19 protein-coding genes are annotated in these 21,303 nt (G+C 39.0%); 8 read left to right on the top strand and 11 right to left on the bottom strand.

Annotated elements, in window-relative coordinates:
- The first annotated feature begins 27 nt into the window (after positions 1-27).
- Positions 28-606 (top strand): ATP-dependent protease subunit HslV, encoded by a 579-nt coding sequence (gene hslV, locus H6850_03660; GenBank protein USO02823.1) that lies wholly within the window; start codon positions 28-30, stop codon positions 604-606.
- Between the two features lie 52 nt (positions 607-658).
- Positions 659-1,939, top strand: coding sequence for an ATP-dependent protease ATPase subunit HslU (gene hslU, locus H6850_03655; GenBank protein USO02822.1), 1,281 nt, complete (start codon positions 659-661; stop codon positions 1,937-1,939).
- Between the two features lie 327 nt (positions 1,940-2,266).
- On the opposite strand, the gene H6850_03650 is transcribed toward hslU, so the two are convergent.
- Together H6850_03650 and H6850_03645 are read right to left on the bottom strand one after the other, a co-directional pair.
- A complete protein-coding gene (locus tag H6850_03650) occupies positions 2,267-2,485 on the bottom strand; it encodes a hypothetical protein (protein ID USO02181.1) in 219 nt (72 codons plus the stop codon).
- A 494-nt stretch (positions 2,486-2,979) separates the two neighbouring features.
- Entirely contained in the window at positions 2,980-3,930 is a 951-nt protein-coding gene (locus H6850_03645; protein ID USO02180.1) for a hypothetical protein, read from the bottom strand.
- A 593-nt stretch (positions 3,931-4,523) separates the two neighbouring features.
- On the opposite strand from H6850_03645, the gene H6850_03640 reads away from it, so the two are divergent.
- From H6850_03640 to H6850_03630, 3 genes are all read left to right on the top strand, one after another.
- Positions 4,524-5,243, top strand: coding sequence for a DUF2608 domain-containing protein (locus H6850_03640; protein USO02179.1), 720 nt, complete (start codon positions 4,524-4,526; stop codon positions 5,241-5,243).
- Between the two features lie 328 nt (positions 5,244-5,571).
- Complete coding sequence (locus tag H6850_03635) at positions 5,572-6,069, top strand: hypothetical protein (protein USO02178.1); 498 nt, start codon at positions 5,572-5,574, stop codon at positions 6,067-6,069.
- A 3-nt stretch (positions 6,070-6,072) separates the two neighbouring features.
- Positions 6,073-6,603, top strand: a complete 531-nt coding sequence (locus H6850_03630) for a thermonuclease family protein (GenBank protein USO02177.1) — start codon at positions 6,073-6,075, stop codon at positions 6,601-6,603.
- A 207-nt stretch (positions 6,604-6,810) separates the two neighbouring features.
- Here the strand turns inward: H6850_03630 and H6850_03625 are convergent, their stop codons facing one another.
- From H6850_03625 to H6850_03590, 8 genes are all read right to left on the bottom strand, one after another.
- The gene (locus tag H6850_03625) at positions 6,811-7,926 is read right to left on the bottom strand and encodes a peptide chain release factor N(5)-glutamine methyltransferase (GenBank protein USO02176.1); all 1,116 of its coding nucleotides are present in this window, start codon (positions 7,924-7,926) and stop codon (positions 6,811-6,813) included.
- A complete protein-coding gene (prfA, locus tag H6850_03620) occupies positions 7,889-8,953 on the bottom strand; it encodes a peptide chain release factor 1 (protein USO02175.1) in 1,065 nt (354 codons plus the stop codon). Before prfA ends, H6850_03625 begins: the two co-directional genes overlap by 38 nt.
- 53 nt (positions 8,954-9,006) lie before the next feature.
- Complete coding sequence (locus H6850_03615; protein USO02174.1) at positions 9,007-9,687, bottom strand: DUF389 domain-containing protein; 681 nt, start codon at positions 9,685-9,687, stop codon at positions 9,007-9,009.
- A 380-nt stretch (positions 9,688-10,067) separates the two neighbouring features.
- Positions 10,068-10,934: a methionyl-tRNA formyltransferase gene (locus H6850_03610; GenBank protein USO02173.1), complete on the bottom strand. Its 867-nt coding sequence runs from the start codon at positions 10,932-10,934 to the stop codon at positions 10,068-10,070.
- 2 nt (positions 10,935-10,936) lie between these two features.
- The gene (locus H6850_03605) at positions 10,937-11,971 is read right to left on the bottom strand and encodes a UDP-N-acetylglucosamine--N-acetylmuramyl-(pentapeptide) pyrophosphoryl-undecaprenol N-acetylglucosamine transferase (GenBank protein ID USO02172.1); all 1,035 of its coding nucleotides are present in this window, start codon (positions 11,969-11,971) and stop codon (positions 10,937-10,939) included.
- Positions 11,972-11,973: 2 nt separating this feature from the next.
- Positions 11,974-13,650 carry an energy-dependent translational throttle protein EttA gene (gene ettA, locus H6850_03600; GenBank protein USO02821.1) on the bottom strand — a complete coding sequence of 559 codons (1,677 nt, stop codon included), beginning with the start codon at positions 13,648-13,650 and terminating at the stop codon, positions 11,974-11,976.
- A 48-nt stretch (positions 13,651-13,698) separates the two neighbouring features.
- The gene (locus H6850_03595; protein USO02171.1) at positions 13,699-16,608 is read right to left on the bottom strand and encodes a 3'-5' exonuclease; all 2,910 of its coding nucleotides are present in this window, start codon (positions 16,606-16,608) and stop codon (positions 13,699-13,701) included.
- Between the two features lie 54 nt (positions 16,609-16,662).
- Positions 16,663-17,841 (bottom strand): UDP-N-acetylmuramoyl-tripeptide--D-alanyl-D-alanine ligase, encoded by a 1,179-nt coding sequence (locus H6850_03590; GenBank protein ID USO02170.1) that lies wholly within the window; start codon positions 17,839-17,841, stop codon positions 16,663-16,665.
- A 114-nt stretch (positions 17,842-17,955) separates the two neighbouring features.
- Between H6850_03590 and H6850_03585 the strand changes: the two genes are divergently transcribed.
- Genes H6850_03585 through grxD form a run of 3 tightly spaced genes read left to right on the top strand, consistent with a single transcriptional unit; the run spans position 17,956 to position 19,810 of the window.
- Positions 17,956-19,230 (top strand): cation:proton antiporter, encoded by a 1,275-nt coding sequence (locus tag H6850_03585; GenBank protein ID USO02169.1) that lies wholly within the window; start codon positions 17,956-17,958, stop codon positions 19,228-19,230.
- 60 nt (positions 19,231-19,290) lie between these two features.
- Positions 19,291-19,512, top strand: coding sequence for a BolA/IbaG family iron-sulfur metabolism protein (locus tag H6850_03580; protein ID USO02168.1), 222 nt, complete (start codon positions 19,291-19,293; stop codon positions 19,510-19,512).
- Complete coding sequence (grxD, locus tag H6850_03575; protein ID USO02167.1) at positions 19,505-19,810, top strand: Grx4 family monothiol glutaredoxin; 306 nt, start codon at positions 19,505-19,507, stop codon at positions 19,808-19,810. The genes H6850_03580 and grxD overlap by 8 nt, the downstream gene beginning before the upstream one ends.
- Here the strand turns inward: grxD and H6850_03570 are convergent.
- Positions 19,793-21,259 (bottom strand): LysM peptidoglycan-binding domain-containing protein, encoded by a 1,467-nt coding sequence (locus H6850_03570; protein ID USO02166.1) that lies wholly within the window; start codon positions 21,257-21,259, stop codon positions 19,793-19,795. The genes grxD and H6850_03570 overlap by 18 nt on opposite strands.
- Positions 21,260-21,303: the final 44 nt, after the last annotated feature.

Below are 21,303 nucleotides of genomic sequence, written 5' to 3'. Positions count from 1 at the left end.
TAATATATATAATCTATGACAGAAAAAATTTGGGATGGTACAACAATTGTTTGCGTGCGACGCAACAACAAAGTTGCAATCGCTTGCGACGGTCAGATTACACTTGGCGAACAAATCATGAAAAATTCTGCGAACAAACTCAGAGTGATTTCTGTCAAGAACAAAAAAAATCAGATGATTAAAGTATTATTAGGTTTTGCGGGATCTACATGTGATGCGATTTTTCTTTATGAAGAGCTTGAGGCTTATATTCGCGAAAATATTGAGTCATATGATCTAGAGAAAATTGTTGTACAGTTGTCCAAAAAATTCAGACAAGATGCGCATTCAAAAAAACAAGCTATGATGATCGTTGCTGATAAAAAAGATACGTTCATTATGGATGGTATGGGTAATGCAATTCGCCCAGAAAACTTTGCTACAGAAAAAGGAAAAACAACAGAAGTGTCTGCTATCGGTTCAGGTGGCGCATTTGCTCTATCTGCAGCAAGAGCCTTAACAGAATTTACCGATTTGCCTGTTGAAAAAATTGCACACGAGTCATTAATTATTGCTGGCGAAATCTGTATCCATACAAACACGAAAGTCCGCGTAGAAAAATTATAATTTATACTATTGAAGAGGAATAAAAACAATGAGTGATACGCTTGAAACGAACATGACACCTAAAGAGATTGTGAAATATCTCGATCAATATATCATTGGCCAAGATAATGCAAAAAAATCTGTTGCTATTGCCCTTCGCAATCGCTGGCGTAGATTAAATTTAACCCCTGAATACGAAAATTTAAGAGATGATATCATCCCAAAGAATATTCTAATGGTTGGCCCTACTGGTGTAGGAAAAACAGAAATCGCGCGCCGTTTGGCGAAAATGATAGATGCGCCATTCATTAAAATTGAAGCAACAAAATTCACAGAAATTGGTTATGTTGGGCGCGATGTTGAGCAAATCATCCGTGATCTTATGGAAGAAGCTTTAACAATCACACGTCGTAAAATGCGTCAAAAATACATTGTTTTAGCGCAACGCATTGCATTAAAGCAACTTGCAGCTATCTTAAAAAAGAGAAAAGAATACGCCTCTCAAACAGATGAAGAGTTAATTCGTATGATTAAAAACGGTGAGATGGATAGCGAAACAATTGAAATTTCCGAATCTAAAGATTTTGTTGTGGGTGATCTAGTTAGCTTTCAAAACTTTTTTAAAGATTTAGATACAGAAAAAACTTCTCAAACTAATATGCCTCTTCAAAAAGCTCTTGAATATTACACAGAAAAAGAAGCAGATCGTTATGTTAATGAATCTGAAGTTGTTGCGCAAGCCAAACAAGCTGTGGAAAAAAGTGGTATCGTATTTATCGATGAAATCGATAAGATTTGCACAAGCAGCAATGTAACCCACAAGCAAAGTGACGTGAGTCGTGAAGGCGTGCAAAGAGATTTATTGCCAATTGTTGAAGGAACATCCATTTCCACAAAATATGGTGCTATTCGTACAGATCATATTTTGTTTATTGCAGCGGGTGCATTTCATACCGCAAAACCTTCAGACCTTATTCCTGAACTTCAAGGTCGTTTCCCAATCCGTGTTGAATTGAATCACCTTTCCAAAGATGATCTTTTGCAAATCATTAAATTCCCAAAAAATAGCGTAATTGCACAAGCGGAAGCTCTGATCGCATCCGAAGGTCTTAAGTTGAAATTTACAGATGAAGCAATCAACTTTATTGGCGAACATGCTGCAGCCCACAACGAAATCACCAATATTGGTGCACGTAGACTGCATACACTTATGGAAAAAATCCTGGATGAAGTATATTTTGACCCCGAAGAGTTGATGAAAAAGAATAAGGTTATTGAGGTCACAGAAGCGTATGTGAAAGAGAAATTAGGGTCATTGCCTGAGAATCAAGAATTAGCACGGTTTATGCTATAGTTATCATCACGAGGCGCACAGCTGCATCGTCATCACGAGGAGCGCAGCTACACCGTCATACGAGAAGCAGAGCTCTACACCGTCATCACGAGGAGCGCAGCGACGTGGTGATCCATTATGGATGGCCACACGCTCTTCGAACGTTCGCAATGACGATACGCCACGACCCTGTCATCACGACGCAATGACGCGGCATTCTCAGACGCCATCACGAACCTTGCGTAGCTCAAACGTCATCACGAACCTTGCGTAGCAAGGTGTGGTGATCCACAATAGATTGCCACGCGTTCTAACGAACGCTCGCAATGACGAACTCTCGCAATCTTTCTATTTCAAATACATATGTGAAATGCGTTTAGATGGCTGAGGACAGCAAGTTTGATTATCGGTGCTACACTCTGTTGTTTTATCCTCCAGAGACTTCTGTGGCGCACATTCTGCTCCGGAAGATTTAAGAAACTCATCTTTGGTGATTTCTTTGTAGGATGTTTTGCTAAATGCATTTTTGTTTAAAACGTGCGGTTTGTTGAAATGCTTTTTATACATGGATTTGGGTATGATATTTCCTAGTTCTATTATATCATAATTTTGGGGATTTTGTAGGGAAGGCTTAGTGGGCGTCATGGCGAAGCCCCGAAGGGGTTGTGGCCATCCATGGATCACCACACCTTGCTACGCAAGGTTCGTGATGACGTTTGAGCTACGCAAGGTTCGTGATGACGTCTGAGAATGCCGCGTCATTGCGTTGTGATGACGGGGTCGTGGCGTATCGTCATTGCGAACGCTCGAAGAGCGTGTGGCCATCCATAATGGATCACCACGTCGCTGCGCTCCTCGTGATGACGACGGTGTAGAGCCCCGCTTCTCGTATGACGGTGTAGAGCTACGCGCCTCGTGATGACGTCTGAGCTGCGCAAGATTCGTGATGACGATCTTACGTCCCCACAATAAAAAAAATCCCCACCAAAAACTCCGAAGAATTTTTGATGAGGATAAAAGGTTTAATGGATTAACCTAGAGAAAAACTCTCTAAAGTGCCATTAGAATGCGTAAGTACCACCTACAGCAACGTTAAATCCGGAAACGTTCTTTCCAAGATTTGACTTAGATTTTTCTTCAGCTTTCGCATCATCTTTTGCTTCACTGTTAAGGTTAACGTGATAAGTTGCTTCTGCATTTAAGTAGAAGTTCTTAGCTACAGCAAAACATACACCTGCTCCGATTGGCATGTGAAATGCTTTTGTACTTCCCATCATGGAGTCATTGCTCATTGTAAGCTTACCACCAATGATACCGTGAACACCGATGGAATCAGTCACCATGTAAGTTGGTTTAACAGCAACTTGTAAGAACACACCAGGAGCTGACTTCTTGTCATAGTTAATAGCAGCTTCAATTTCTTTGTCTCCAGACACATCATCCAAAGCATCTCTTGCAGCCTCTAATTTAGCTTTTGTACCCGACTCAGCCTTTTTAATTTTATTACTATCAAGCGTGATCGCATCAACAACTGTTTTCACAGCCGCTGGCTTAACATCTCCAAACACAGCCTTAACATCATCAGAATCAGCTGAGACTTTACCATCCTTGTCAAAAGTCATTTGAAGCGCTTTATTAACAGCTTCTAAAGCCAGCTTGTTTTTTTTCGCGTCAGTTTCATTTACGTAGTCAGTCTTGCTTCTGATAGCGCCTTTAGTAAAGGCGTGTGAACCAACAGAAAAAACTGCATGAACGCCAATTTTAGAGCTGATTGGGTGGAACCAACCAAGGTCTAATTGCGCTGCTCCACCGAACTTGTCTCCAGCAGTTTGCGCTTTTTTGATATCATCAGTAGGTTCACCTTTTTCATCAGCATACGCCTTAGCATCTTCTTTCCCTGTTTTGCCTTTATCTTTCGCAACAAGCGAAGATCCTTTTGACATTACATTTAGAGCGTTTACTCCAGTAAATGTAGCACCAGCAGTAAATCCAGCTTCTAAGAATAATAACATATTTTTCTCTCCTTAAATTCATAATTACACATGTAGAGTGTCAAGAATCACTCAATGACTTATTATTACATGACGCAAATTAAAAAAACAAGGAGCTATGTAAAAAAAATACAAAAAAATGTGAAATTCTGTGTCGTGGGGTGTTTTGGGTTGGTTAAAGCAGGATGTGTCATAGCTAATCCACTGTAGGTGGATGTGGCTATCCATCCGTCTTCGCAAATTTTGCCTTCAGCAAAATTTAGCTACGACGAGACTGGTCGAGTCGGAGCGTGTGAAGTGGATGTCTCGCCGAAGCTCAAAGAGCGTAGGTGGACTATCTCAATGGATCACCACGTCGCTGCGCTCCTCGTGATGACATTTATAATTGCGCTCCTCGTGATGACAGTTTGATTGCGCCCCTCGTAATGATGATGTGATTGCGCTCCTCGTGATGACACATCATCATCGTCATGGCGAAGCCCCCGAAGGGGGTGTGGCCATCCATGGATCACCACGCGCCTTGTTTTACAAGGCTCATGAGGACGGCTGGGCTAAATTAACTCCACATTAACCCTCCATACCGTTCCATATAAGTTAAGTACACACATATATATGTGTCATCCAACAACACCAAATTCAAAATTGCAACGACCTTAGCCCATGCAAAAACTATCATTGACACATCCGTCACAGACAAAACCACCACCCTACTCCTGTTTGACATAGATATGACGCTCACATTTCCAGACAACCAAGCGGTACGATATCCTGCTATCGCTAGAAATCTGCTGACATATTATAATGTCATGGTAAATAACGGATATTTGACGAGAACGCTTGCAACCGTTTTAGACCCAGCGCTGCTCATTGAGAAGGATGCGCTAGAGATTTTGAATAGTTTTGATATGAAGACTATTCTCTTTACCGCATGTGTGTCTGGAAAAGTTGGGCCTGTGGAATCTGTGAAACAAGTAAAATACGAAGGATTGAAGCGATTAGGCATTGATTTTGATCATACCTTTAAACAAGATCTTGAGAATCCTGTATTTTATAAAGGGATTTTATTTTCACAAAATGATGATCGCAAAGGGGCTGTGTTGGTGGATTTTTTGAAGAAAATGAAGTTTACGGCTTTCAAGACGATTGTTTTGGTGGATGATCAACAGAATAATTTGAAAGATGTGCGTAATGCTCTTCATGAACATTTTTCTGAAATAAAGTTTGTTGGGGTGCATTATCAAGGCGCTTTTATGAAAGGCGGCGATATTAGTGCGGAAGAGTTTAAGGCGTTTTGGGTGAGGACATCCTCATTGGCAAACGAGGAATCGTCATAACGAATCCACCGCAGGTGGATGTAGCTATCCATCCGTCTTCGCAAATTTTGCCTTCAGCAAAATTTAGCTACGACGAGACTGGTCGAGTCGGAGCGTGTGAAGTGGATGTCTCGCCGAAGCTCAAAGAGCGTAGGTGGACTATCTCAATGGATCACCACGTCGCTGCGCTCCTCGTGATGACGATTTTTATCCACGCTCCTCGTGATGACGAGTCGCGGCATATCGTGATAATGATCTCAATCGCCCTTCATAACGTTTACAAAATTTTTTCTTGATTTTATTTTAAAAATATGATATAATTATACGAAATAAATCATATACACAATATATGTCTAAAAAAGGCAAACACAAAAAATATAGACAGTACTATCGTAAGAAAAAAACTTTGTATGTTGAGGGGCTTGGATGGAAATTTGTTAAGGTGATCGATGGCGATACCTTAAAATTCCGCATACCAGAAACACAATATCTCACAGATAAATTACGAACAATTTCTGTGCGCCTTGAAGGTGTAGACACACCTGAAAAAGGTTTTAGGGCAGAATGTGCACAAGAGGAAAAGCTGAGCGATAAAGCAACAGCCTTTGTAGAAGTGCTTATTGAGCTAACAGAAAAAATTGAGCTAAGAGATTTAAGCTGGGATAAATATGGCGGACGCGTTGATGCACATGTCATTTTGACTATCAAAGGCGAAGAATATAATTTAAGCGAACTGCTCATGGATAACAAATGTGGTGTTGAGTATTACGGCAATCAAAAAGATAGCTGGTGCGCCAGATGTATTGATGTAGACAACATTTGCAATATAGATAATTTGAGGTTTTAAAAAATGTCTGATAAGAGAAAAGATTCAGGAATGTCTGATAAGAAAAATGCGTTATATGTAAAAGATTCAGGAATGTCCGATAAGAAAAAAGCGTTATATGTAAAAGATTTAGGATGGAAATTCACCAAAGTTCTTGATGGAGATACATTTAGTTTTGAGTTACCTAAAAATCCCGCATTAACACCAAAATTGCGGAAACTTTCTGTGAGAGTGTTAGGTATAGACACGCCAGAAAAAGGGTTTCGTGGAAAATGCGAACAAGAAAAAATTTTGGGGCAAAAAGCAACAGACTTTGCTAAAGACCTATTTGATTTTGTTGATGCAATCGAGCTATTGGATCTTAAATGGGATAAATATGGCGGGCGCGTGAATGCAACCGTTATTATAACCATTAAAGATAAGAAGTATAATTATACTGAGCTTTTGATACAGAATAAATGTGCATTTTCTTATGATGGGGGAACAAAGCAAAGCTGGTGTGAACCGAAGATTGATTTGGAGAAGTGTTGTAATTTTGAGGATTTGCCCCTTTAACGTCATCACGAGAAGCGCAGCGACGTGGTGATCCATGGAGGTAGTCCGCCTACGCTCTTTGAGCTTCGGCGAGACATCTACTTCACACGCTCCGACTCGATGATAAATCATCTCGTCGTAGTTATCCGCCATCGCCTGAAGGGCTATGGCGAGATGCGAAGACGGATGGATGGCCACGCTTCGCTCACCATGACGACACCATTCTGTTCACGTCTTACGAAACACCACCACACGATCATGCCCAGCCAAATCTTTCACTGTCTTTATATATGTCAACTCTGTTTTACATTGCGAGATATCCCAGGATGGGCCAATTTCTAAAACCAAATATCCATTTGGCATTAAAAACTCAGACGCATCACGTAAAATAATTTTATAGGCTGCTAAACCTTTGTCTTTAGCGTATAACGCGAGCTTTGGATCATATTTTGCCTCTTCGTTGATTTGCTCATCTTCTGATATGTAAGGTGGGTTAGAGATTATTAAATCAAACTTCGCAATGTCATCTTGATCATTCACTCCGTCATCCTGAGCATCAGCGAAGGATCTTCTCACAGCAAACTCAAGAAGACCCTTCGGCTGCACCTCAGGATGACGGAGTGCATTAAACCAATCACTTTTTAAAAGAGTTAATCGCCCTATAGTGCTAACCGCATCGTCATGGCGAGCCCCTTGAGGATCTTGGCCATCCAGAAATGGATCACCACGATTCTCTTCGAGAATCTCGCGATGACGGAGTGCATTTTGTCTCGCAATCTTAAGCGCTTCTTCAGAAATATCCACACCTACTCCTGTTGCACCAGGAAACTCTTTCAAGAGAGACAGGATGAGACAGCCCGTTCCAACGCCAAGCTCAAGGATTTTTTTAGGCATATCGTCATCCTGAGGCGCAGCCGAAGGGTCTTCTTGCGTATGTTGCAAAGAGATCCTTCGCGCTGCGCGCTCAGGATGGCGGAGTGAAAGCATATCAGAATGACGGAGTGAAAGCGCGTCAGGATAACGATACAAATCCAAACACACCTCTATTAAAGTTTCGGAATCTGGACGTGGATCGAGTGTATGTTCATTTGTTAAAAAATCATCTTTCCAGAACCCTTTATAACCAAGGATTTTTGCTAAGGGTTCACGAGCGCATCGTCTTGTTATAATTTCTTCGAGTATCGCGTCGTCATGGCGAAGCCCGGCAGGGGCTGTGGTCATCCATGGATCACCACGTCGCGCTCCGCGCTCCTCGTGATGACGCAGAATGCATCGCAATTCCCCTGCTGGATTCTCAATCCCAGCTTCAGAGAGACGCTTCAGCCAGTTTTCTTGCTTGGTCATCTGCAATCAATGCATCGATTACTTCATCCAATGCATCCCCTTCCACCACAGCTTCAACTTTGTGTAATGTTAGATTTATTCTGTGATCTGTCACCCGACCTTGTGGAAAATTATATGTCCGAATACGCTCAGATCTATCACCTGAACCAATTTGAGATTTGCGATTTTCCGCCCGCTCTGCATCTTTACGCTTTTTTTCTGCTTCATAAATATGTGACTTCAAGACTTTCATGGCTTGCGCTTTGTTTTTATGCTGCGACCTACCATCCTGGCAACTCACCACAACCCCTGTTGGAATGTGTGTAATGCGCACAGCACTGTCTGTTGTGTTGACATGCTGTCCACCAGCGCCCGATGCACGAAACACATCGATCTTCAGATCTTTCTCTTCAATATGAATATCCACATCATCCACTTCTGGCAATACCGCCACTGTCGCTGCAGATGTATGAATACGCCCAGATGATTCTGTTTCAGGAACTCGTTGTACACGGTGCCCACCTGATTCAAACTTTAAGCGCGCAAACACACCCTTACCCGATACAACCATCACACCTTCTTTTACACCACCCATATCTGTTTGCTGCATGCTAATTTCTTCCACAGCCCAACCTTTTAAATCAGCATATCGCTTATACATACGATATAAAACACCTGCAAACAGTGCAGCTTCTTCACCACCTGTGCCCGCTCTTACTTCAATGATAGCGTTTTTCTCATCATCCACATCTTTAGGCAAAAGAAGGATTTTTATCTCTACTTCCAATGCTTCGATATTTTGCTTAATATCCTTGAGGTCAATTTCCGCTAACTCTTTAAAATCAGGATCTTTTAATAATTTTTCTGATTCTGTCTTTTTTCTTAGGAAATCTTGATATTCTTTAATTTTTATTGCAATCTTTTCTAACTCTGCATATTCTTTTGATATTTTGACAAATTCTTTTGAATCTTCAATTGGCGTTTTTAAGCGCTCTTCTAATGCATTAAACTTTTCTAAAATCTTATCTAACTTTTCTTTTAAAATCATCTTGTTTATCGTATTTGATGATGGCGGTATACCTTTCTAATATCATATAACTTTTATAGGTGCAGATACAAAAATGACAAAACCACAAGCACAACAAAGGTTGCAAAAATATAATAGACAAATCTATTGCTTTCGCTTAACTGAAAATAACGAAAGATATAAGAACAACCCAAAGCAATTGCAGAGATGTTGCTAAAAAATAACACAAAAGCACCTTTTGCGATCGTGTAATCTGGCACAGCGAAACCATATCCCACTGTTGCAAGAGGTGGCACAACCGAGGTAGCAATCCCAACACCAATGATCACACCAGCATTTGTGTGAAAATCCTCACGCACCATGATATAACCTAACGCACCTCCTGCGATCGTTGATACAAGGAGATCGTAGATATTTGGATGTGTCCTCACCAGTATTTCAGGTGTAATATCTTTAGATGGAAAAAAGTATGTGACCAAAAATGAAATAAGCAAAATAAGCAACATGCCAGTTACAAGACACTCAAGACCTCTCTTGAAAAGCGTCATATCCAATCGCGCTAACGACAAGCCTAGTAAAGCAATAGACCCTCCCAAAGGAGAGATCAACATAGACCCAATAATAAAAGAAGATGCGTTTAGCAATAGGCCTGCGATCGCAATCGTGGCAGAAATGCTCATTAAAACATAAAATTGTGAAGATACAGTGCCATTGTCAATAATCCTCTTTAGGGTGTTTTCTTTATCGATAACCATAATTTTAAATAAATATATTATATATTTATGTTAACCTTATTAATATTTTATTAACAAGCTGCACGTACTTATTTGTAACCTAATGTTTGAATATCAAGATGAACTTAAAAAGACATATAAAAACCAAACCACAAGGATGGACTGGAAAATGGGAACGCTGGAGAGAACGTTGGAAATTGCGCTGGGAATCAAGCTGGAAAAATAAATGGACTGAGCGACTGTCTCGCAAGTGGCGGGAAAAGTGGAAACAACGCTGGAGGCGAAGGTCATTAGAAAGAGCTGGCGTTGCGCCGAGTAAGATGAAACATTTTTAATGCATGGCGCCGTCATGGCGAATGAGAATCACCACGGCGCTTTGCGCCTCGTGATAACGGTTCTTTTTACGCCTGCAAACCGCGCAAAAATTCCTTCACATCCATCACCTTTTTTCCAGGTTTTTGGATTTTTAAAATCTCAAGATATCCATCTTTACAAGGCAAATAAAGCGTTTCTCTATCCTCAGAAGAAATATAATCGACTTTATGTACGATATAAAATTCATCCTTGTGATAAAAAAACTTACACCCCTTCTTAAGTGCGCGCACTTTATTATAATTCACTTCCATAGAATCTTGAGGATTTAAGATATACTCTTGCGACTCTATTTTATGTGCGTATGTAGCACCAACCTCTGGCTGCTTTACTCTTTTAATGTGATCAATATTTCTCACCACATCCAAAATCATAGCCGCACCCAAAACTTTCAAACGATTAAACAACGAAGTAAAATCTTCATCCGACCCAATAGCTATTTTTTCTTTTGAAATAATATCACCAGTATCCACACCTTCATCCATTTGCATGATTGTAATACCTGTTGTTTTATCTCCAGCTAAGAGAGCGCGCTCAATTGGCGCGGCACCCCTCCATCTTGGAAGATAAGAGCCGTGTATATTGATGCATCCATGTTTTGGCAGCTCCAAAACTTCTCTGGGCAAAATCAAACCATATGCCGCTACCACAATTATATCAGGCGCGTACGATTTAAGCACCGCAAATGCCCCTTCTGTTCTTAGTGTCTTTGGTGTTTCAACTGTTAACCCATGCTCGATAGCATATTCGTGCACTACTGTCTTTTCTAGTTTCGCACCTCTACCCTTTGGTTTTGGTGTTTTTGTGTAAACACATACAATATTAAGTTCATTTTCATGCAAAACTTTCAAAGCCTCTAACGAAAAATCCGTTGTTCCCATAAAAACGATGCGCATAATTAAGATTCCTTCAAGATCATATCCAGCATCTTTGCCACAGCTTTAGGTTGACTTAAACGCTTTGCATGACGAGCCATTTCCACTAACTCTTCTTTGTGATTCATTAAATACGAAATAGTTTTATACAAATTGTCCGCATTAAAGTGATATTCAGACAACGTGTAAGCAGCGCCTTGCTCCTTCATAAAAAGCGCATTATAAAATTGATCACCCTCTTTAGAGGCTGCAAACGGCACTAAAATCACTGGGCGTCCTGCCGCACAAATTTCTGCAATCGTCGTACCTCCTGCCCTTGATATTATAAGTGTTGCACTATCCATCTCGTTTGCGGATTTCTCTAAAAAACCTTTTAATGTATATTTTCCAGCAAAGCCTTCATATTCTGCGCGAATCATATCTTCAAGTTCTGGTCGACATTGCTGCACAATACTCACTTGCTTTTGTTGAACAATTGGAAGCTTTTTTAACGCTTTAGGCACAACTGCGCCAAAAATCTGCGAACCTAAACTGCCTCCTAAAATCAATATATTAAAATTCTTTGAAGGGACTGCATATGGCTTAAGCGCAAAAAAGTCTTTTCGCACAGCGTTCCCTAAAAACGTTGCTGTCGGCGTCTTCGCAAATGATCCAATAACTTTCTTTGCTCCTTTGGACAACCAACGATTCGCTTTACCTAAATGAACGTTTTGTTCATGAATGAATGTTGGAATTCTTAATAATTGCCCAGCTAAAACAGCCGGTATAGAAGGATATCCGCCAAAACCTACAACCCTGTGTGGCTTTAACTTTCTGAACTCCGAAATCATATAAAACGTACTTACAAGCAGCCTCCATAAAAGTTTTATTCTTCCCCAAAAACCTGACTGATATTTTAGCGTCAAGATTCTAGAAGATTCAAATAACTTTGTATAACCTCGCCCACGCTCATCTGTAATAAAAAGAACTGTATGTCCTTCTTGCTTCAAAGCGTCAGCCACAGCTTTAGCAGGAAAAATATGCCCACCTGTTCCGCCGGCTGTTAGGACGATTCTCATAACTAATGCTTAAACTTTCTAAATTTAAAACGCTCTTGCTCATTCTCTTCAATTCCTAAGCGTCTTTTTCTGTCTTCTTCATAAGATTGAAAATTTCCCTCATGCCAGACAACGTTTCCATCTCCTTCAAACGCTAACATATGCGTGGCAATGCGATCTAAAAAGAAACGATCGTGAGAAACTACAATTATACACCCTTGGAAATTTAGCAACGCCTCCTCCAGAGAACGCAAAGTTGCAATGTCAAGATCATTGGTTGGTTCGTCCAAAATGATAACGTTTCCACCAGACTTTAACAGTTTCGCTAAATGCACACGGTTTCTCTCTCCTCCTGACAATTGATGCATCTTTTTTTGTTGATCTGCGCCTTTAAAATTAAACCAGCTACAATATGCACGGCTATTGATAGATTTTTTACCCAAATCAATTTCATCATTCTTGTCTGAAATCTCTTCCCAAACTGTATTTTCACCTCGCAAATCTGTGCGCAACTGATCCACATAAGACAATTTTGCTGTATCCCCTATAGACACCCCTCCGTTATCTGCTGTTTCTTGACCTGTCACAATACGTAAGAATGTTGACTTTCCCATACCATTCGCACCAATCACACCAACGATAGCGCCCTTCGGAATATCAAAATTCAAATCCTCAAATAATATTCTACCATCGTAACCTTTGGAAATTTTCTGAACTTTAATTACATTCTCTCCAAGTCTAGGCCCTTCGGGGATAACAATACTTCCTTCAGAAATGCGATCATTGAAGTTATCGTTAAGCTTTTCAAATGCTGTGATACGGGATTTGCTCTTTGTTTGACGACCTTTTGGTGTCTGTTTAATCCACTCCAACTCCTGTTGCATTTTTTTCGCTTGAGCATCTTCACTTTTTTGCTCTGTCTTTAAACGCTTTGCTTTAGCCTCCAACCAGGAAGAATAGTTGCCTTCATGTGGAATACCTTGACCTCTATCTAGCTCCAAGATCCAGGAAACAACATTATCTAAGAAATAACGATCGTGTGTTACTAAAACAACAGTACCTTTGTATTCTTGCAAATAACGCTCTAACCAGTTCACCGAATATGCATCTAAATGGTTTGTTGGCTCATCTAAAAGAAGGATATCCGGTTCTTCAAGCAAAAGTTTTGTTAATGCAACACGACGCTTTTCACCACCTGAAATATCATCAACTTTTGCATCTTTTGGAGGACATCCTAATGCTGTCATGGCTACTTCAATGCGATTTTCTAAATTCCATGCATCTAACGCATCAATCTCTTCTTGCAACCTTCCTTGTTTTTCAAGTAAATCATTCATTTCGTCGTCAGACATTGGCTCTAAAAATTTCGCCGACACCTCATTGAACTCATCTAATAAACCCTTTTCATACGCCAAGCTGTCTAGAATATTTTCATACACATTTTTTGACGAATCTAGCTCTGGCTCTTGTGGTAAGTATCCAACTCTTATACCCTTAGCCGCCCAAGCTTCACCAGTAAAATCTTGATCTGTGCCGCCCATGATTTTCATCAAGGTTGTTTTTCCAGACCCATTAGAACCAATGATTCCAATTTTTGCACCTGGTATAAATGATAACCAAATATCTTTTAGGACCTGCTTTCCACCAGGAAATGCCTTGCCCAGACCTTTCATAACATAAGAGTACTGCATAATTTTAATATAATGTGTATTTATCTTTACTTATTAGAAAGGATTTTATAGAAAATATCAACTTTTGCCCCGCTTCAAAAGCTGCTCTTCAACAATAGGCGCAAGAAGTTTTTGAAGTCTTTTAGAGGGTTTGTTAGGCAAAGCGTGCAAAAAAGCAGCTTGCATCCTTACGCGCTCTAAGGTTTTATCTAGCGGCTCTTCATTCTCACCCAAATCACTTGCCTTGTAGATTCTCAATGCCTGACATAAGACTTCCGCAACCTTTTCTTCTCTTTGAGAAGATGGAGCTTGTAAGTAAACATCATTGATATCAAGCTTTTCTGAGGAACCGATCGGAACTGTTAATAACACTTCACATCCCCTGTTAATAAAATTTTCAACCGCTTCTCGTATTTCCCTTTTTGCATCTACATTTTCAGGCTTGTCCTTGTCAGCTATAATCACAACCTTCTTGGTTTTCTTTTCACAAGGCGTATGAATAAACTCACTTATCCCACCACATGCTTTTATGCGAAACGCATTTGAAATACCAAGCGCTTTACAAACAGTGGCAAAAAGCTGAGTATTCTCCTTCTTTAATTTATTCAAAACTTGAAAAAGGTTGTAACCATCAATCACAGACTCTACAAAAATTTCAACCAAAGATTCGGCTTTATATTCCCCATGCAAAACAATTGGTCCTTTTGTGACATCTGAGAAAGCGCCCTTAGCAATACCATAGGTCAACTTGCCTGCCGGATGTTTTAAGCGACTTCCGTCATGCTGAAAAAAAATAAATTCTGCCGCAACCATCACCCCATCTCTATTGAAATATGGCTCACAAATTGCGGGAAAATATTCTTTCAGCAAATTGTTGAACATACCTGGCATCCAGCGTAATCCACTAAAGTCCTCTATTCCTCGACCCTCAAGATACGTCGCACCTAAAGAATTTTTTTGCACAAACTGCGCACGCTCAATCAGTTTTTTTGAAAACTCTACCATACCTAAAGAGCTTAAATCTCTTAAACTGCTAAGAGGAATCATATGAAGCATATTTCGTATTAGCTGATCATTTGACACGCCAGTCAAATGAATTGCTTTATCTAAACCAGCTTTTAAAAAAGCAATCCTCACATCAATTTTTGGCTGCGCAATTAAAAGGCTTTCGGTTAAAGTTGATAAATCAACGCCATCTACTGTAACACGATTGTCGCTTAAATAAGCTGTGATAGACAAATCGTGCTCACCATCCTTACGCGCCTTAATATAGCGCTTATCATCATCTCTTGTATCGGAAAAAATAGTCCAATCTTTTTTATCGAACTTGATGGTGTAATCGTTTAAACATCTGTCTGCGTAGGGCATATGGATAAATTCGAAAAACTGTCGACTAAAAAAACGCTCTAAAGGCTTTGCTAAAGTCTCTTTTAAACTTTTTCGATCCCTTCCTGTATCATTTAACAAAAGAATTAGATGTTTCACATTAGGATCAAGTGGTATAGATGCTAAATACTCAATATCTAAATAAGCCCTGATATTAAACCCTCCTTCACACACACCGAAAACTTCTGTCAATTGATGGGCATTTTCATGATCTACTAAGACATCTTTTACTCTCAAAGCACTCATAATATCCCCAATCAAAGTTGTCTTTGGGTTGCCAGGAAAAATATCAACCGTTTCGTGAGGCGATCCGTAAAAAGACTTTTCAGGGCCATCAACTGATCTAACGTATACGCCCTTAAAATTTGTTTGCATACCGCCAAAAAAAGTTAAAATGGAAGGTCTATGCAACCCTGTATCAAAATCAAAAAAGTTTGAAGAAAAAGAAATCGCTTCAGGTAAAACGCCCTTTACACCTGACCTGCGAAAAAAATTCTCCCCCGGGGTTTCTGATATTGGAAGAAGAGGTGATAAGTTATGAAAACGACTTAAATCAATACCAAAGGGGAATGCTAACTTCTTCTCAAGAACCTCTTGGATGAAAAGTTGAGCTGTGCCCCGCGCATCAGATAATGCATCATGCGCCTGTATTCGAATGTTATGCTTAGCACATGCTGTAGACAAGCTTTTGCGGGAAAATTCAGGCAGTTCCGATAAATCAACAGTCTCATGTCGATCTTCTAGCCTATAGCTATACCCGGCAAGTTCTAATTCTTTGTTTAAAAATTGCAAATCTCTATATTTGTTGAAAAAAACCAATATTCTTGCATTCCGAATATACCTTAAAATATCTTCTGCCACTTCCTCAAATTTTGGCTCTCCTATTAATTCTTTCCACCCCTCTGATTTTAAATCTTCTTCCAAATCCTTCCATTTTAGTTTGGTTAACTGCTCTACTTTCGGATGGATAGGCTTTCCAGGATTGATCAGTTGATCGTAGGTATCAGTGATACGAAAATTGTTCATTCGCACAATACCAAGGCTTACGACCCTACCGCCCTTACTTAAATCTGAAAATTCACAATCCAAAGCCAAAAAATCTTCCATATTTAAGCGAAGCACTTTAGCTGAAGCAAATCTTACGCCTTTTTTAGTAACAAAACCTAAATTTTCCCACCAGGTGATTTTTTTTTGAGACTTTGGAAGGGTTTGGCATATGTCTTTTTTAACTAACTCTCTGGCAACATCTTCTGCTGAAATAGTTGCTATACAAGAAGCGTTAGATGTATTTGAAAATAATATCGCGGGTTCAAAACTTTGAATTTTGCGCACAGATTTGCCACTCTTGAAAATAGGAGTAGGAGGCGGAGGGGTGTCAAATAATTCTACTGCAGGCAGCTCAGTCCTCACCTTTGGATTGTCAACGCCTTCAAAGCTTGAAGGAGCTGCAGGAATATTGCGCGATTCTGCTACTGAAAAATGCGATTGATGAAAAGAAAGTGGATTAACTCTACAAAAATCTCGCTGCAAATTTAAAGGCGGAGGAGTGAGTTTGACTACTTTTCTTAAAGTGCTTGAATATAAATAGAAAAAGATCAGCATAATAAAAAACTCAAACGTCACTAAAAATTTTTTATCACAAATCTTTTGTAATTTTCAAATTTTATTTAAAATTTTCTGCACAACACGCCCTAAACCGCTTACATTAGAACCTTTAAATAAAATGCTATCACCATCTTTGAACCATTCCAAAAGATTTGCCTTGTCTACAGGCTTTACTTTTAAGACCTTTGCAAATAACGACCCACATGGAATAATTTCATCAATACTTAAGGACCTTGCATAATTTATTATCTCTTTATGCAATCTGTCTTCATGCTCGCCCAATTCACCCATATCAGCCAACACAGCAACCCTTCTGCCCTGATATTTCGACAATTCATATAGCGCGGCCTTCATGCCAAGATATGGTGCGTTATATGCATCATCGATGATTGTAAGTCGCTTTCCGTTTAGAGTGATTTTGTGAATCTTGCCTCTCGAAGAGGGTACGGTTAATTTTGAAAAATCAATTTGATGCAGTGAAATACCTAAAGCTTTTAAAATTTCTATAACAATAGAAAGATTTTTTTTATGGTGCTCTTGAGGAAAAGATACATCCACATCTTGAAACATTACATCTGGACCGATAAAAATTCCCTCTTTCTTTAACCCATCTTTAATAGAAAACTTTTCTTTTCGAATGCCCTCTAAACCATCTTTATAATTTCCAATATGTGCTTCAGAAATATTTGTTACCACCGCAATATCAGGCTGAACCAGCTTACTCAACGGGGCAATTTCCCCAGGATGATTTGAACCTATTTCAAAAATCCCGATATCCGTATCTTCTTTTAGTTTTGTTAACGTTAATGGAACGCCAATGTGATTATTATAACTCTTATCCGATGCAACAACATTTTTATAAACTTGCGACAATGCTTGATGCAGAAAATGCTTAGTTGTTGTCTTTCCGACACTTCCAGTAATTGCAATTCTCTTTGCTTTACTATGATCTCGCGCATATTCTGCCAATTGCCACAACGCCTTATGGGAATTCTTCACAATTAAATCTGCATCATGCTCACCAATTGTTAACACAGCACCAGAATTTTTTAGATACTCATGACCCTTATCCAAAGCAATAAAACAGTCATTTTTACCCAACAACCTCGTATCAAAATGGAAGTTTTCAACCTCAATATCTCGCCCTTCATATGGAGTATTAAGTATCTTTGCAATTTTCTTCGCGGTCCACATTATTTTTTTTGTTTCATTCGAAAGGATATAGGTCATATTATCTCAGTCACAAACAAATTAACATATCGCTAAATCCTTGAGTATGTATAAATTAGTTTAAATTTTATATAGATTCGCAACGATAAATTGTACTAGAATTAACTATAATATGTGAAAAAAGAATCTATGGACCTAGAGTTAACACAAATAACGCTTATTGTTTTATTTGCGTTAGCTGGAGGGCTGATTTTTTCATGGGTTAAACAACCACCTATTTTAGGCTATATCTTATGCGGCATGGTCTTGGGACCTTCAGGATTCGCTGTTGTTTCATCAAGAGAAACAATTTCGTTTGCTTCTGAGTTGGGAATTATATTTCTGATGTTTGCGGTTGGGTTCGAGTTACATCTCAATAAACTTAAAAATATATGGAAAATTGCCCTGGGAACGTCTTTAGGACAAATTCTTATAAGTTTCTTGTTGATGTATGCTCTCTCGTTTTATTTTAAATGGAGCATGATTCTAACCGTGCTATTTGGATTTATTGTGGCTCTGTCATCAACCAGCGTCATCGTCAAAATCCTTGAAACACTCAAACAAACCGATACTGAGAACGGTCAACGAACAATTGCTATTCTCGTAGCACAAGATCTTGCTATTATTCCTATGATTATGTTTTTGGAAAGCATGACACATGGACATTTTAGTCCTGAAATTTTCCTTAAAATTGTATTTTCTTTTATGCTCATCATAGGGCTAATATTATTTCTTACTACAACAGAAAACATCTCCCTTCCTTTTTCACGGGTTGTGTTCAATGACACAGAGCTAGTTACTCTGACCTCATTTACTTTTTGTGTTGCAGCATCTTGGATTGCTTCCCAAATTGGACTTTCTCAACCTTTAGGGGCTTTTTTGGCTGGATTATTTTTAGGGAATACAGAACAACGCAAAATACTCTTGAATAAAATTAAACCCATTCAAACAATCTTGCTCACCGTATTCTTCTTTTCTGTCGGTTCGTTGATTGATTTTCAATACCTCTTGCAGAATCTATGGAGCTTCATAGCATTTCTTTTTATTGTTACAGTTGGAAAATCCATTGCAAACACCCTCCTATTGAGGCTCTTCCGTTTATCCTGGTCAGATGCTTTAATTGTTGGTATTCTTTTAGCGCAAATTGGAGAGTTTTCTTTCTTGCTTGTCAGTAAAGCAAAAAGTTTAAAGATCTTATTAGGCGAAGAAGAGATGCAAATCATTGGTTTGACTGTTTTATCGATTTCCTTTAGCCCTATATGGATTAAGATTGTTAAGAAGATGTGCATCACGACTGATGTGAACATCGTGAGCTTTAAAGCACTTATAAGATATCTTTTAAAAGATAATATCATTAAATACTACACCAAAATGAAGAGTTTTTTGGGTTTTAAGAGTCAACAAACTTAATAATAGTATTAAAAATTACACTCCATTATAATAAGAAAAGGCATTCATTTTTCCAATCATATGAAACAGCAAGTCTATGAAAAAATTCTTCAACATCTGCCAGATGCGCAGATTCAGGTTGCCGGTGATGATTATCATGTCACCTTATCTGTAAAAGATAAATGTTTTAACAACCTATCACGCATCGAGCAACATCAAAAAATCTACGCCATTTTAGGAAGTTGGGTTGGAAATGAAATCCATGCTCTTAGCTTAAAAATAGAAGGAACAAGAGATGAATAAAAAAGATATTCAAAAAATTATAAATGAAAATGATGTAGTTGTATTTATGAAAGGAACTAAGGATTTCCCTGCATGTGGTTTTTCAGCAATTGTTGTGCAAATTTTTAAACAGCTTAATATTGAATTTAAAGATTTGGATGTCTTAAAAGATCAAGAGCTCCGTCAAAATATTAAAGAATTTTCAAACTGGCCAACGCTACCGCAGGTATATATAAAACAAAAATTTATTGGCGGAAGTGATATCATACGAGAAATGTATGATACGCAAGAGTTGCAAAAATTATTTGCTGCTGTGTAAATGTGACAACGAGCGGCCTGGCAAAAATGCAAGCGGGTCTTTTTGATAAATATCTGTCACTCTTTTTTTCTTAAATAAAAGTGTTTTATGGTAATAATCCTTTCCGTTATCCGCAACCTCAAAATACATACCACCAACCTCTATTTTTCCATTTTGCACTTGCGAATCCCTCATAAGACGAGCTGTTCGTTTGGCGACTTGCTGGAATTCATAATTAACACTATCCGCGTCTTTTCCTGGCTGTATCTGCTTCACAGCAAAAAATAAATCTGTATCCGGATCAATCAAACCAATTGGGTCAGTTCTTGACACATATACATCTACCAAATCTTCAGGCTTCACATTGCCTTCAAACGGAATTCTAAGATTTCCATATACGGTCACTAGATTATTGCAACCATGTTTAATGGTTACTGTGTATCGATCATCTCTCTTGTTTGGCTTCTGTATATCAATAATCTTTCCAGGAAACGCCGGCACAACAAACAACTCTCTTTGGGTGTTTTTAATAAAAATGCCAGCTTCTTTAAGTTTAGGATTTACATAGGTAAACTTTCTATCTTGATAACTAAGCGGCCAACCCATTGCCATACGCACACAAGCTTCATGAGAGAGTTCTTTTTCAATTCTCGCTCTATTCTCATTACTCTTATCTAAAAGTTTACTCACACCCCACATACCTAAACCTAATACTCCACCTCCCACAGCCAATGCTGCGCCTTTTTTTAAGAGATCCATGCCTGTATCTTCTTGAGTAGCGGGCTTTGAAGATTTGAAAATATCAGGAATGTTATTATCGGAAACAGGCAACTTAGGTTTCGCAGTTTGCGTAGCAGGATATGTAGGCAAGTCAATATCACTACCACCACCATTTCCGTCTGCTAAAGGCAAATCCCCTCCTCCACCAGAAGAAGACCCGCCAAAGAAACTGCCTGTACCCGCTTCTGCAGATTTATTAAAAAGAGAAGAAAGTGCCTTTCCAGCCCCAGCTACCAAAGCGCCAATACCCACAAGAGGCAATAACAAAGCATGTTTAATATTATCAGTCGTCTCTTTATTTGCCTCTGCAAACTCTAGCGATTCCTTTGTTCTTGCTTTATCAACATTTAGATCGGTAAACTCATTTGCTTGATCACCCTCAACAATTGGAATTGTTTTAAATTCATCAAAATTCTTCTTATGTACATGCAACCTTTGTCCTAAATATACCTGTCTAGAGCTTTTCATTTGATTGATGTGAAGCAGATCTTTTTCGGACATATCATATCGCCTTGCAATATTAGATAGCCCCTCCCCTCTTTGTACATAATGAAATTGATATAGACGTTTGGTCTTCTTTATCTCTGCTCCTTGCTGACTAACATCGGATCCAGCAGAGCTGCATTGTGTTAAAGAAATACAGAGCAGCGCATGGTTAATTTTTTTTAATAATTCGAACCGTTTATCCAAGGTTTTACCTTCACCTACCCCTATTTTTAGGAGAGCATGCTTTT

The organism is Alphaproteobacteria bacterium (assembly GCA_023898745.1).
Lineage (GTDB): Bacteria > Pseudomonadota > Alphaproteobacteria.
Note: the sequence above shows the minus strand (reverse complement) of the source record. Positions and strands in the feature narration are given on the sequence as shown.